12 protein-coding genes are annotated in these 13,736 nt (G+C 63.2%); 5 read left to right on the top strand and 7 right to left on the bottom strand.

Annotated features, from left to right (window positions below):
• The first annotated feature begins 34 nt into the window (after positions 1 to 34).
• From wecC to ACZ2HM_RS07180, 3 genes are all read left to right on the top strand, one after another.
• The gene (gene wecC, locus ACZ2HM_RS07190; RefSeq protein WP_470426617.1) at positions 35 to 1,330 is read left to right on the top strand and encodes a UDP-N-acetyl-D-mannosamine dehydrogenase; all 1,296 of its coding nucleotides are present in this window, start codon (positions 35 to 37) and stop codon (positions 1,328 to 1,330) included.
• Positions 1,331 to 1,432: 102 nt separating this feature from the next.
• Positions 1,433 to 2,140: a polysaccharide biosynthesis/export family protein gene (locus ACZ2HM_RS07185; RefSeq protein WP_470426616.1), complete on the top strand. Its 708-nt coding sequence runs from the start codon at positions 1,433 to 1,435 to the stop codon at positions 2,138 to 2,140.
• Positions 2,140 to 4,230: a GumC family protein gene (locus ACZ2HM_RS07180; RefSeq protein ID WP_470426812.1), complete on the top strand. Its 2,091-nt coding sequence runs from the start codon at positions 2,140 to 2,142 to the stop codon at positions 4,228 to 4,230. Before ACZ2HM_RS07185 ends, ACZ2HM_RS07180 begins: the two co-directional genes overlap by 1 nt.
• A 112-nt stretch (positions 4,231 to 4,342) precedes the next feature.
• On the opposite strand, the gene purQ is transcribed toward ACZ2HM_RS07180, so the two are convergent.
• Complete coding sequence (gene purQ, locus ACZ2HM_RS07175; protein WP_470426615.1) at positions 4,343 to 5,017, bottom strand: phosphoribosylformylglycinamidine synthase subunit PurQ; 675 nt, start codon at positions 5,015 to 5,017, stop codon at positions 4,343 to 4,345.
• Positions 5,018 to 5,020: 3 nt separating this feature from the next.
• Positions 5,021 to 5,254, bottom strand: a complete 234-nt coding sequence (purS, locus tag ACZ2HM_RS07170; RefSeq protein ID WP_470426614.1) for a phosphoribosylformylglycinamidine synthase subunit PurS — start codon at positions 5,252 to 5,254, stop codon at positions 5,021 to 5,023.
• 141 nt (positions 5,255 to 5,395) lie between these two features.
• Here purS and ACZ2HM_RS07165 point away from each other — a divergent pair, with 141 nt between their 5' ends.
• On the top strand, positions 5,396 to 6,148 hold the full coding sequence (locus ACZ2HM_RS07165; protein WP_470426613.1) for a sulfite exporter TauE/SafE family protein: 753 nt from the start codon (positions 5,396 to 5,398) through the stop codon (positions 6,146 to 6,148).
• Positions 6,149 to 6,211: 63 nt separating this feature from the next.
• Here the strand turns inward: ACZ2HM_RS07165 and purC are convergent, their stop codons facing one another.
• The 5 genes from purC to otsB all read right to left on the bottom strand — a co-directional run bounded on the left by purC (position 6,212) and on the right by otsB (position 11,292).
• Positions 6,212 to 7,000 (bottom strand): phosphoribosylaminoimidazolesuccinocarboxamide synthase, encoded by a 789-nt coding sequence (purC, locus tag ACZ2HM_RS07160; protein WP_037477075.1) that lies wholly within the window; start codon positions 6,998 to 7,000, stop codon positions 6,212 to 6,214.
• Between the two features lie 129 nt (positions 7,001 to 7,129).
• Positions 7,130 to 7,261: a hypothetical protein gene (locus tag ACZ2HM_RS07155; RefSeq protein ID WP_272945515.1), complete on the bottom strand. Its 132-nt coding sequence runs from the start codon at positions 7,259 to 7,261 to the stop codon at positions 7,130 to 7,132.
• Positions 7,262 to 7,270: 9 nt separating this feature from the next.
• Positions 7,271 to 8,677 carry an alpha,alpha-trehalose-phosphate synthase (UDP-forming) gene (gene otsA / locus ACZ2HM_RS07150; RefSeq protein ID WP_037477077.1) on the bottom strand — a complete coding sequence of 469 codons (1,407 nt, stop codon included), beginning with the start codon at positions 8,675 to 8,677 and terminating at the stop codon, positions 7,271 to 7,273.
• Positions 8,674 to 10,398, bottom strand: coding sequence for a glycoside hydrolase family 15 protein (locus ACZ2HM_RS07145; RefSeq protein ID WP_037479000.1), 1,725 nt, complete (start codon positions 10,396 to 10,398; stop codon positions 8,674 to 8,676). Before ACZ2HM_RS07145 ends, otsA begins: the two co-directional genes overlap by 4 nt.
• A gap of 147 nt (positions 10,399 to 10,545) precedes the next feature.
• Positions 10,546 to 11,292 (bottom strand): trehalose-phosphatase, encoded by a 747-nt coding sequence (otsB, locus tag ACZ2HM_RS07140; RefSeq protein ID WP_237748922.1) that lies wholly within the window; start codon positions 11,290 to 11,292, stop codon positions 10,546 to 10,548.
• Positions 11,293 to 11,422: 130 nt separating this feature from the next.
• Here otsB and parC point away from each other — a divergent pair, with 130 nt between their 5' ends.
• A complete protein-coding gene (gene parC, locus ACZ2HM_RS07135) occupies positions 11,423 to 13,711 on the top strand; it encodes a DNA topoisomerase IV subunit A (RefSeq protein ID WP_037477080.1) in 2,289 nt (762 codons plus the stop codon).
• The last annotated feature ends 25 nt before the right edge of the window (positions 13,712 to 13,736 follow it).

Here is a 13,736-nt window from a genome sequence, read left to right as displayed (position 1 = left end):
GGCCAGATCATCGCCGTAAAAGGACTGCCGCTTCATGCCCGTCGACACCAAGCAAAAGGTTTCCGTCATTGGCCTTGGCTATATCGGCCTGCCGACCGCTGCGCTGATCGCGCGCGGGGGCTGCCAGGTGGTGGGCGTCGATGTGTCCGCCCATGTGGTGGAAACGGTCAATTCGGGCCGGGTGCATATCGAGGAAGTCGATCTCGACGGGCTGGTGCAGGGCGTCGTGGCGCGCGGCAATCTACGCGCCTCGCTGACGGTCGAGGAAAGCGATGTCTTCATCATCGCGGTGCCGACCCCCGTGTCGGAAGACCATGCGCCCGACATCAGCTACGTCCTGCAAGCGGCCCGCACCATCGCGCCCGTGTTGAAGGCGGGCGACACGGTCATTCTGGAATCGACATCTCCGGTCGGCACGACGGAAGCGATGCGTGACGTGATCGGCGACATGCGCTCGGACCTCAAAATGCCGGGTCGGGGTGTGCAGGGGGACATCGCCATTGCCTATTGCCCGGAACGAGTCTTGCCCGGCCGCATCCTGGTCGAACTGATCGACAATGATCGCTGCATTGGCGGCATCACGCCGCGTTGCGCGCGCAAGGCGCTGGGCTTTTATCGCCAGTTCGTGCGCGGGGCCTGCATCACCACGACGGCGCGCGCGGCGGAAATGGTCAAGCTCGTCGAAAACAGCTTCCGCGACGTCAATATCGCCTTCGCCAATGAATTGTCCGTCATCGCCGAGAATATGGACATCGATGTGTGGGAGGTGATCCGTCTCGCCAACCGCCATCCGCGCGTCAATATCCTGTCGCCTGGCCCCGGCGTCGGCGGCCATTGCATCGCCGTTGACCCCTGGTTCATCGTCCACAGCGACCCGGAAAATGCGCGCATCATCCGCACCGCGCGCGAAGTGAATGACGGCAAGACCGACTATGTCGTGGCCAAGGCATCCGACATGATCGATGCTTTTCCGCATGAAAATGTCGCCTGCCTCGGCTTGGCCTTCAAAGCGAATATCGATGATTTCCGCGAAAGCCCGGCGGTGAAGGTCGCCGCCCGGCTTGCCCGCCGCTATGGTCGCCGCATCAAGCTCGTAGAACCCTATGCCCAGGCATTGCCGATGGAATTTGCCGGGACCGGCGCGGAATTGATGGATCTCGATACGGCTCTGGAACAATGTGGCGTATTCGTCATTCTTGTCGATCATGACATGTTCAAATCGGTTCCCGTCGACGAGCGCGCCGACAAGGCGGTCTATGACACGCGCGGCATCTGGTCGGATCAGCCGCGCCGGATCGCGGAGCCTGCACCGGGACGCATGGCACTCTAAGCGCCGGGGGCCATCCTCCGTCCGTCCCGCCTTTGGTTGCCATGTCCCTGTCGCGTCGCTAACCCCCGGTTTCAATTGGGGCATGACGGGGTGGCAGCGCCTATGACGCGCACGAACAGCATCAAACGCGTAATCGCGACACTGACGGCCTGTGGGCTGGTCGGGGGCTGTGCGACCGTGGAGGATGCGCCCCGCGGCGATGCAGCCTATGCCATTGTCACGGCACCGCCCGAAGTCGGTATCGATTATCGCATCGCGCCCGACGACGTGCTGCGCATCCAGGTCTATCATGAACCCGGCTTGTCGCTGGAAGATGCGCAGGTAAGTGCGAGCGGCATGGTCCGCATGCCGCTGATCGGCGATGTGCCCGTGGCAGGTCTGTCCGCCGGGGTCGCGGCCGATGCCATCGCCGCGCGATTAGGCGAACGCTATCTGGTGTCGCCGCAGGTCACCTTGTTCGTTAAGAAGGCGGTGGGCCGTCGCGTGACGCTCGACGGTGAAGTCCGCGAACCGGGCCTGTATCCAGTCGAAGGACGATTGACGCTGAGCCAGGCGGTGGCACTGGGTAAGGGGCCGACCCGGCTCGCCAGCCTTTCACAAATCGTCGTGATCCGGCAGATCGAAGGCGAGCGGCAGGCCGCGATGTTCGACTTGGGGGCGATCCGCAAGGGCGAAGCGCCCGATCCTGAAATTCTGCCGGGCGATAGCATCATCATCGGCCTGTCGCGGGCCAAGGCGATCATCGGCGGCGGCCTGATCGCGCTGCCCGCTCTGGCAACGGGCTTCATTGCCCTGGATGGGGGGCGATGATGACACCGATCTTGACCGAGCGCGATCTCGACGCGACGCCGGGCCATGGCCGTGCCGCGCGGATGACGGCTGCGGCACGGCGGGGCTGGCTGGTGTTACGCCGCCATCGGGTCATCCTGTTCGTCACCATGGCGCTGTGCCTGCTGGCTGGCGTCTTGGCGATCCTGATGTCCACGCCGGATTATTGCGCAACGGCTTCGGTCGAAGTCGAGGATGTGCCGGCCGGGGCTGCAGGCACGGACGCAACGCCGCGCACGGCGACCGACAATATCGAAGCGATGATGCAGACCGAACTCGAAGTGCTGCGCAGTCGTGCGCTCGCCGAGGCGGTGGCCCAGGATCTGGCGCTGGTCGGCACGCCGACCTTTTTGAAGGGCATGGGGCACAGACGTCCGACTGGCGGCACCGGGAGCCTGAGCCAGCGCCAGGTCGAGCAGGAGCAGGTGGTGGCGTTGCTGCGCGACAATCTGGAAGTCGAACTACCCGGCAAGTCGCGCGTGTTGCGGATCAGCTTCGTCAGCGCCGACCCTGTTCTATCGGCGCGCGTCGCCAACAGCTATGCCGACAATCTAATCCGGGCTGACCTCAAGCGCGGGTTCGAATCCGGGGTACAGGCGCGACGTTTCCTGCTGGGCGAACTGGATGGCGCACGGCGCGATCTGGCGCGGGCGGAACGGGAACTCGCGGTCTATGCCGCCCGATTGGGGATGGAGCCGGGCAAGGACGCACCACCGTCCGAAGATAGCATCACCACCCGGCTGGCGCAGCTCAATGCTTTTCGCGCGCAGGCGCTGGCCGACCGCATCGCCGCGCAAAAGACATGGGAGGGCGCGCGGCGCGCCAGCGTCGAGACGCTGCCCGAAGTGCTGAACAATGGTGCGATGCAGACTTTGATGGCGGAGCGGGCGCAGGCGCGCGCGGCCTTGGTCGAAGAACGGCAGTTTCGCAAGGACGCCCATCCCGAAATGCGCGAAGCCCGCGCACGCCTCGCGGCGCTCGACGATCAGGCGCAGGAGATGGCCAACCGCATCCGTGCCTCCCTCAAGGAACGCTATGATGTCGCCGTCCACGGCGAAACCCAGATCACCGCCGAGATCGCGGATCTGGAGCGGCAGGGACAGGCGGCCCAGGGGCGCGACGTCCAACTGGGCATCTATGAACGGTCGGTCGATACCTATCGGATGCTGCATGACAGCCTGCTCCAGCGCTATCGCGACATGGCATCGCAGGCGGGGTTTCAGGCCGGACGTATCCAGCCGCTCGATCGTGCCGCCGTTCCGACCAAGCCCTTTTCGCCGCGCATCGGCGTGACGTTGTTGCTCGCGGCGATCGGCGGCATTGGTCTTGGACTGTTGTTGGTGGCAGCGCGTCACATATTCGATGATGCCGTCACGTCCGCGGATACGCTGGCCGAGCGGGTTGGCTTGCCTTTGCTGGGTTCAGTGCCGGTAACCGGCGACAATCCGCAGCCGCCGGAGATTTTCGCACCCATCGCCTCGTCGCTGCTGCTGGCATCGGCGGCGGGTTTGCCGCGATCCATCCTGGTTACCAGCGCGCAGGAAGGGGAGGGCAAGTCGCTGACGCTTCATGCGCTGGCGCTGGCCTTGGGCCGGATGGGCAAGCGCGTGCTGGTGATCGACGGCGACATGCGCCGCCCGGTGCAACACAGCCTGTTCCGCGTGACCCCGGCCCGCGGCATCAGCGAAGTGCTGACCGGGCAGGCAACTGCGCAGGAGTCGATCATCGACAGCGGCGTGCCGGGCGTGTTCCTGCTGCCTTGCGGCGCAGTGCCACCCAATCCAGCCGAGCTGCTGGCGACCCCGGCACTCGACGCCCTGTTGGATGCGGTGCGCGACCAGTATGATACGGTGCTAATCGACGCACCCCCGATTCTGGGGCTTGGAGACACGCCGCTGCTCGCCGCGCGAGTGCAGGCGAGCCTGCTCGTGGTCGAATGGGGCCGCAACCATCATGGCGGCCTGCGCGCCGCCGTGGAGCGACTGCGCCAGGCTGGCGGCACGCTGATCGGTGCAATCCTGACCAAGCAGCAAGGTCGCATGATGGAATATGATTATCACCGGGGCGGGTAGCATTCTCCCACATCCGTTCGGCCTGAGCGTGTCGAAGGCCCTTACTGCCCAATAAAAAAGCGCCGTCCCGATGGGAGGCGCTTTTTCTTTACGTCGCAGCGTAATGAACGGATCAGGCCCGCGCCATCAACCCTTCGACCAGTCCCTCGAACAGGCGCTTGCCGTCCGTCGCGCCATGGGCGGCTTCGATCACCCGTTCGGGGTGCGGCATCATGCCCAGAACATTGCCCTTGTCGTTCAAGATGCCCGCAATGTTGCGCGCGGACCCGTTGACGCTTTCCGCATAACGCAGCGCAACTCGGCCTTCGCCTTCCAGCCGGTCGAGCGTCGCGTCATCGGCGAAATAATTGCCGTCATGATGGGCGACGGGATAGGAAATACGCTCACCTGCGTCATAGCGGCTGGTGAAAGCGCTCTGCGCATTCTCCACCGTCAAGGCGACGTCGCGGCAGACGAAATGCCCACCGGCATTGCGCAGCAGAGCGCCGGGCAGCAGCCCGCTTTCGGTCAGCACCTGGAACCCGTTGCAGATGCCCAGCACGAACACGCCGCGATCCGCCGCCTGCGCGACCGCCTGCATGACCGGCGAGCGCGCCGCCATCGCGCCGGAGCGCAGATAGTCGCCATAGGAAAAGCCGCCCGGCACGCCGATCAGGTCGATATCGTCGGGCAATTCCGTATCCCGATGCCACACCATGACTGGCTTGGCACCCGTAGCCGCCTCGAACGCCACTGCCAGGTCGCGGTCGCAATTGCTGCCGGGAAAGACGATGACCGCGCTCTTCATGGCTCAGGCGACCTTTTCGATGCGGTAGTTTTCGATCACCGTATTGGCCAGTAGCTTGCGGCACATGGCGTCGATATCCTCGTCGCTGGTGCCGTCGGCCAGGTCGAGTTCGATCAGCTTGCCCGCGCGCACGTCATTGATGCCGTCGAACCCCAGGCCTTCAAGCGCATGATGGATCGCACGGCCCTGCGGATCGAGCACACCGCCCTTGAGGGTGACGAAGATACGGGCTTTCATGAAGGGCGAACTCCTTGGGATCGACTTTGCGGTCCCCTAGTCCCGGTACAGCGGGGAGGCAAGCCATTATCCCTGTGGATAGCGTGGCGACAGCGGCAAAAGTCATTTTGCAAGAGGCGGCATTTTGCCTAAGCGACGGGCATGAACCCCGAAATATCCTATTATGTCTTTGCCATCATCGCGGTCATCCTCGCGGGCCTTGCCAAGGGCGGCTTTGCCGGGGTGGGTGCGCTTGCCATGCCGGTGATGGCGCTTGGCGTCGATCCGGTGCGCGGTGCGGCGATCCTCCTGCCCATATTGATCCTGCAGGATGCGGTGAGCGTCTGGGTGTATCGGCGCAGCTGGGACGGGGCTATCCTCAAGGTCATGTTGCCGGGTGCGGCGATCGGCATCCTGCTTGGCTGGTTTTTTGCGACCCGCGTGTCGGAAACCGCCGTCCTCGGCGTGCTGGGCGCGATATCGATACTGTTCGGCTTGCAGCGCTTGTGGGTGGAACGGGGCAATGCCGTGGTGCTGCCCTCCAATTCGCCCGGATGGGTCGGCGTCCTGTTCGGCATCGCCAGCGGCTTCACCAGCCAGATCGCCCATGCCGGGTCGCCACCGTTCCAGATGTGGGTGCTGCCCAAGCGCTTGCCACGCGACATGCTGGTCGGGACGACGGCTTTGGCCTTTGCCGCGATGAACTGGATGAAGATGCCGGCCTATGCCGCGCTGGGGCAATTCACGCGCGCGAACCTGATGGCGACCGCCATGCTGGTGCCCGTCGCGGTCGTCTCGACGCTGGCCGGGGTGGCGCTGGTGCGGCGGGTCGATCCGGCGCGCTTCTATACGCTGATCTATGGATTGATGGTGCTGCTGGGCATCAAGCTGGTGGCCGATGCGCTGATGGCATGACGTAAAAAAAGGCCCGGCAGAAGCAGGATGCTTCGCCGGGCCTTGATACATTCGGGCTGAAGGTCAGCCTTCTTCCTTCTCGCGCTTCTTACGATGGGTGTCGAGGTCGAGGACGGTGGTGTCCAGTCCTTCGGGCAGCAGGCCCAGGCGACGCGCGACTTCCTGATAGGCTTCGACTTCGCCGCCCAGGTCGCGACGGAAGCGATCCTTGTCCAGCTTTTCGTTGGTGACCATGTCCCACAGGCGGCAACCATCGGGGCTGATCTCGTCGGCCAGGATGACGCGGCTATAATCGCCGTCATACAAGCGACCGAACTCCAGCTTGAAGTCCACCAGGCGGATGCCGATGCCCGCGAACAGCCCGCACATGAAATCGTTGATGCGGATCGCCATGTCGGCAATGTCGTGCATCTCTTCCTGCGTCGCCCAGCCGAAGCAGGCGATATGCTCTTCGGAAATCAGCGGGTCGCCCAGCGCATCATCCTTGTAGCAATATTCGATCAAGGTGCGCGGCAGTTGCGTGCCTTCTTCGATCCCCAGCTTCTTGCTGAGCGACCCGGCAGCGACATTGCGCACGACGACTTCGATCGGCACGATTTCGACCTGGCGCACCAGCTGCTCGCGCATGTTGAGGCGGCGGATGAAATGGGTCGGCACGCCGATCTGACCAAGCAGGGTGAAGATATGCTCGGAAATCCGGTTGTTCAGCACGCCCTTGCCGGAAATCGTACCCTTTTTCTGGGCATTGAAGGCGGTGGCGTCATCCTTGAAATATTGGATGATCGTGCCGGGCTCAGGGCCTTCATAAAGGATCTTTGCCTTGCCTTCGTAAATCTGGCGGCGACGGGCCATGCGCGTTCCTGTCTGGTCAAAAATACTGCGCCCCGACAATCGCGAATCGATAAGGATCAGCGGGTGCCGGGGCTGCTTGGGCCTCGCCCATAGAGCAAAGCGCGCGAGCGTGCAATTGTGGGGCCGAAGCTACAATACGTCCCCGAACATCGCCCACAACAAGCCGAACCACGCGATCATGCCGACCGTCGCGATGACGACACCCGATCTGGCCTGCAAAGCGGCCACAAGGCCATTGGGTTCATCGTCATCCTGGGTCATGCACCAGAATTAGCCTTCCGCCGGCTCCGGCTCAACCCGTGCCGTGTCCCGATCGACCGCCATCAGCCGTTCGGTAAAGGATTGCCGCCACCAGCTGATATCCTGCTGTTCCACGCTATCCATCATCGCGCGCCAGCGCCGCTTGCGCTCGTCGAGCGGCATGGCAAGCGCGCGGTTGATCGCGTCGGACATTTCTTCCGGGCTATAGGGGTTGATCAGCAGCGCGTCCTTGAGCTGCAACGCCGCCCCCGCAAAGCGCGAGAGAATCAGCACGCCGGGATCTTCAGGATCCTGCGCCGCGACATATTCCTTGGCAACCAGGTTCATGCCATCGCGCAGTGGCGTCACCAGCCCGATCTTGGCGGCGCGGTAGATGCCCGCCAGCTTATCGCGCGGATAGCCCTGATTGACGTAGCGGATCGGGGTCCAGTCCACATCGCTATATTCGCCGTTCAGCCGCCCGGCGAGCGAATCGAGGGTGGCGCGAATCTGCTGGTAACTCTCCACGTCGCCGCGCGAAGGCGGCGCGACCTGGGTCAGCAACACCTTGCGATGATGTTCGGGATGATCCTTGAGGAAGCGGGCATAGCCGTTGAAACGCTCTTCCAGCCCCTTGCTATAGTCAAGCCGATCGACACCGACGATCATCGCGCGATCCTGCAGCGACGCGCGCAGGCGATCGCCCATGTCGCGTGCGGCTTTGCTGACGGCGGCTTCGGCAAATTCCTTGGCATTGATCCCGATCGGGCAGGCCACCGCCTGGATGGTGCGATCGCCCACGGTAACGAAATCGCCCTCGACCCGACCGCCCATTTCCTTCTCGACATAATGGCGGAAGGATTCGAGCCATTCTTCGGTATGGAAACCCACCACATCATAAGCGAACAGGCTGGACACCAGCTTGCTATGATGCGGCAGCGAGACCAGCAGGCGCGTCGGCGGCCAGGGAATGTGGAGGAAAAACCCCATCCGGTTGCGATGACCGCGATCGCGCAGCATCTGCCCCAGCGGGATCATATGATAATCATGCACCCAGATGATGTCTTCGGGTTCGATCAGCGGGGCCGCGGTATCGGCAAAGCGCTGATTGACGCGGTTATAGCCGCCCTCGAAATCGCGGGCATATTCGGCCAGGTCGATGCGGAAATGAAATAGCGGCCACAGCGTCTTGTTCGCATAGCCGTTATAATATTCGTCGATATCCTGTTCTTCCAGGTCGATCGTCGCGGTCTTGACCCCGTCATCCTCGGCGAACCCGATATGCCCCGTGAAATGATCGGTCACTTCCCCCGACCAGCCGATCCAGGTGCCCCGGCTCTCGCGCAAGGCTTCAGCGAGCGCGACCGCGAGGCCGCCCTGATTGCCGGCCTTGGAGGGGCGCGACACGCGATTGGAAATGACTATCAGGCGGCTCATCGCATCATGCTCCACGGTTTGCTCAGCAGGACGGCGCAGTTGATGATGCCGACCAACGAGTAGGTCTGGGGATAGTTACCCCATAATTCCCCGGTCACAGGGTCGATATCTTCCGACAGCAGCCCGGCGGCAGTACGCCGGGTCAACATCTCCTCGAACAGGGTGCGGGCTTCCTCCTGCCGTCCACTGCGATGCAGCGCTTCGATCAACCAGAAGGTGCAGACATTGAAGGCCGTGACCGGCTCGCCGAAATCATCGGGTGCGCTGTATCGCAGCATATCATTGCCCCGGCGCAGGTCCGCCTCCAGCGCGGCGAGCGTCCCCTGAAACATCGGATCGTCCGCGGTCAGGAAACGCAGGTCCAGCAATTGCAACAGCGAGGCGTCGCGCGAATCATCCTCGAAATTGGCGGAGATGGCGTTGCTGTCGCTGCGCCAGGCGGCGTCGAGAATATGGGCCTTCATCGTCTCGGCACGATTTTGCCAAAGGCCTGCGCGGACCGGCAGGTCGAGCGCCGTGGCGGCGTGCGCCAACCGGTCGCAGGCCGCCCAGCACATGACCGCGCTATAGCTGTGGACATGGGCGCGCGTGCGCAATTCCCATAGGCCTGCATCCGGCTTGTCATAGACTGCCCAGGCCCGTTCACCCACGGCTTCCAGCGCTTCGAAATCGGCGTGACCTGCCATACGGAGCAGGCGCTGGTCGATGAAGCCTTGCACCGAGGACAGCACGATCTGGCCATAGGCGTCATGCTGAACCTGTTCATAGGCCGCATTGCCGACCCGCACCGGCCCCATGCCGCGATAGCCCGGCAGGCTTTGTGCCTCCCATTCGGTCAAGGTCGCATTGCCGCGCACATCGTAGAGCGGCTGAATATGCCCACCCTTCGCATCATCGACGATATTGCGCAGATAGACGAGATAGCTTTCCAGCACGTCGAGCGCGCCGAGCCGATTCAGCGCCTCGACGGTGTAATAGGCGTCACGCACCCAGCAATAGCGATAGTCCCAGTTCCGGCCGCTATCGGCATGTTCGGGGATCGATGTCGTGAGCGCAGCGACGATCGCGCCGGTTTCCTCATGCTGGCATAGCTTGAGCGTAATGGCGGAGCGGATGACCGCTTCCTGCCATTCGGGCGGGATGGCGAGGCCACGGACCCACAGCCGCCATTCCTCGATCGTATCCTCCAGCATCCGCTCGATCGCCGGACGCAGGGCGTCGGAAAAGCCTTCGTCCGGTCCCATGAAGAAATGCATGTCCTGTTCCAGCCGGAACCAGCTTTCCTGCGCGATCAGGCCGATGGGGGCGTTGGTCGATACCCGCATCGCCATATAGGACAGCACCATGCGGATATGGTTGGAGCCGTAATTGATCGGCACAGGCTCGTTATTCCAGTTGGTGGTCGGACGCAGGCGCACGCGAATGCGGGGGCTTCCGGCTACCGGACGAACGATGCGAATGAACGCCACCGGCCGATACATCCGCCCCTTATGCTTGTGGCGCGGGCAGAAATCTAAAATCTCGATCGCATTGCCCTGCGCATCGGCCTGACGCGTGACCAGGATGGGGGTGTTGCGCAGATAGGATTGCTCGACCGAAACGCAATCTTCCAGTTCGATCGCCCAAAAACCGCGCGCTTGCGGGTCGTCCCAATCCTTGTCGTCCAGCAGCGCGGAAAAGACCGGGTCGCCATCGACGCGGGGGACACAGCCCCAGACCATCCGGCCCTTCCGGTCGATCAGGGCAGACGCCTGACAATTGCCGATCGGCCAGAGATCGAGCGAACGCGCCGCTCCGGCCATGAAAGTCTCGCTGGAATGTAGGATCGTTCTGCCCCCTTGCTGTCTGGTCGCACAGGCGCACCCCGATCAGTCTGACCGGGCGGCCCCCTCGGCGAGATAATGCCTGACATCGGCAACCTGTTCCAAGGAGAAAGTCGCTAATGTATGTCGCGGCGGCCCGACCAGGATGCCCGAACCACCATGATCGACGGCAGCGGCAAAACCTTCCTCGTCAGTCACATCGTCGCCGATGAAGACGGGTCTACCACCTTTCATCGGGGCTTCGCGCATCAATTGTGTGACGGCGCTCCCTTTGTCGGCCCCACCAGGTCGCAGTTCGAACAGCATCTTGCCCCGCTGGACGGACAAGCCATGCTGTGTCGCCAAGGCATCGGCCAGGTCGCCCGCCGCCTGCTGCCAATCGGGCGCGCCGCGAAAATGCAACCCGACGCTGATCGATTTGCGCTCCACCAGCACGCCGACCTTATCCTGCGCAAAGACCTGAAAGGCCTCTTCCACCGCGTCGATCGCCGCCAGGCGCGGCGGGGCGTCGGCCGCTTCGCCAGGACGGGCAAATTCCAGGCCATGCGTGCCCGCCAGCAGGAAATCGCCAAAGCCCAGATCCCGCAGCGTCGCGATCGACCGACCGCTGACGATCGCCAGTCGCCCGTCCAGCCGTGCCCGCAACCCATGCAGCATCGGCAGGAGGTCATCACCCAGCACGACCCCATCGGGTGTTTCTGCAATCGGGGTCAGAGTCCCGTCGAAATCGAGGAAGAGCGCGGCGCCGGACAGCAACGCGGGCGGCGGGGGGGGGAGGTCGATGATCAGCACGGAAGGCAAAATGGCGTCTGTGCGCGAAACCGCAACCCTTGTTCTGCAACCGTCACAGCTTTTTGCGTCACCAGCCATCAATCGCCAATCCCCGTTTGCCAAGCGGCGCAGCCCTGCTATTCCCGCCGCGATGACCGATTTTCGCGATCCCTTCGACAGCATCAAGGACCATCCGTTCGACGCGGCGCTGTCGCAACGCTATCTCGTCTACGCGCTGTCCACCATCACCGCGCGCTCCTTGCCCGACCTGCGCGATGGGTTGAAGCCGGTCCATCGTCGGCTGCTCTGGGCCATGCGGCTGCTCAAGATGGAACCGGGCGGAGCGTCGCCCGATGTGCTGGTGGCCAATCCGGCACGCAACACGACCAGCTACAAGAAATGCGCCCGCGTCGTCGGCGACGTTATCGGCAAATATCACCCCCATGGCGACTCATCGGTCTATGACGCCATGGTACGGTTGGCGCAGGATTTTTCGCTGCGCATGCCCTTGGTCGATGGCCAGGGGAATTTCGGTAATATCGACGGCGATAACGCGGCCGCCATGCGCTATACCGAAGCCCGATTGACCCAGGCTGCGGCCGATCTGATGGCGGGGCTGGACGAAGGCACGGTCGATTATCGCGCCACCTATAATGGCGAGGATGAGGAACCGGAGGTTTTTCCCGGCCTGTTCCCCAACCTGCTCGCCAACGGGGCGAGCGGCATTGCGGTTGGCATGGCCACCAGCATTCCGCCGCACAATGTCGCCGAACTGATCGATGCCGCCAATCTGCTGATCGACAATCCCGATACCGATCATGCCAGGTTGATGCAGGTCGTCACCGGACCGGACTTCCCGACCGGCGGCGTACTGGTCGATAATGCCGCGATGATCTCGGAAGCCTATGCCACGGGTCGTGGCGGATTCCGCACGCGCGCGCGCTGGCACAAGGAAGAGGGCGGGCGTGGCACCTGGGTCGCGATCGTCACCGAAATTCCCTATCAGGTGCAAAAGTCCAAGCTGATCGAACAGATCGCGGCCCTGATCAACGATCGCAAGCTGCCGATCCTGGCCGATGTGCGCGACGAGAGCGACACCGAAATCCGCATCGTCATCGAACCGCGCGCCCGCACGGTCGATCCGCAGATGCTGATGGACAGTCTGTTCCGCCTGACCGACCTGGAAAATCGCTTCCCGCTCAACCTCAACGTGCTGGACGCCACGCATACGCCGCGCGTCATGGGGCTAAAATCCGTGCTGGTCGAATGGCTCAAGCATCAGATCGAGGTGCTGGTCCGGCGCGCCCAGCATCGACTGGAAAAGATCGCCGCCCGGCTCGACCTGCTCGACGGCTATATCATCGCCTATCTCAACCTCGATCGGGTGATCGCCATCATCCGTACCGAGGATGAGCCCAAGCCCGTGATGATCGCCGAGTTCGCGCTCAATGACCGGCAGGCCGAAGCCATCCTCAACATGCGGCTGCGCAGCCTGCGCAAGCTGGAGGAGATGGAATTGCGGCGCGAACATGCCGAGTTGGTCAAGGAAAAGGACGAGTTGGAGAAGCTGGTCGGCGACACCGGCCTGCAGCGCAAGCGCCTGAAGCGCGATCTGGCGGCGCTGCGCAAACGCTATGGCCCGGAGACTGATCTGGGGCGTCGCCGTACACTGGTCGAAGAAGCCGCCCCGGCCCGCGAAATCCCGCTCGAAGCGATGATCGAGCGCGAGCCGATCACTGTCATCCTGTCCGAGCGCGGCTGGATCCGTGCCATGAGCGGCCATCGCGATCTGGCGGCGGCCGACACGCTCAAGTTCAAGGAAGGCGATGGCCCGCATTATGCGTTCCACGCCTATACGACGGACAAGCTGCTGCTGGCGACCAGCACGGGCCGCATCTACACGCTGGGGTCCGACAAGTTGCCGGGCGGCCGCGGCTTTGGCGATCCGGTGCGGTCGCTGGTCGATATGGACAATGAGGGCACGATCGTCGCCTTCATGCCTGCCCGGACCAGTAAGGAATTATTGCTCGCCTCTTCCGATGGGCGCGGCTTCATTGCGGCGGTCAGCGACATCATTGCCGAAACGCGCAAGGGCAAGCAGGTCGTGAACATTCGCGCCGGCGCAAAGCTGGCCATCGTCCACCCCATCGCTCCGCAAGCGGACAGCGTCGCGATCATAGGGGAGAACCGTAAATTGCTGGTCTTCGCGCTGGATGAGATGCCGAAAATGGCACGGGGGCAGGGCGTACAGCTACAGCGCTATCGCGATGGCGGGCTGTCCGACGCCATCGCCTTCCGCCTGGCCGATGGACTGAGTTGGACGATGGGCGGCGACAGCGGTCGGACGCGCACCGAATCGGACATGACCCCCTGGAAAGTCGCGCGCGGCGCGGCCGGACGGATGCCGCCCACCGGATTTCCCCGTGACAATCGCTTTTAATGTCTGATTTATCCAAAGAGCGACC

The organism is Sphingobium sp. KKT206 (genome assembly GCF_055640555.1).
Note: the sequence above shows the minus strand (reverse complement) of the source record. Positions and strands in the feature narration are given on the sequence as shown.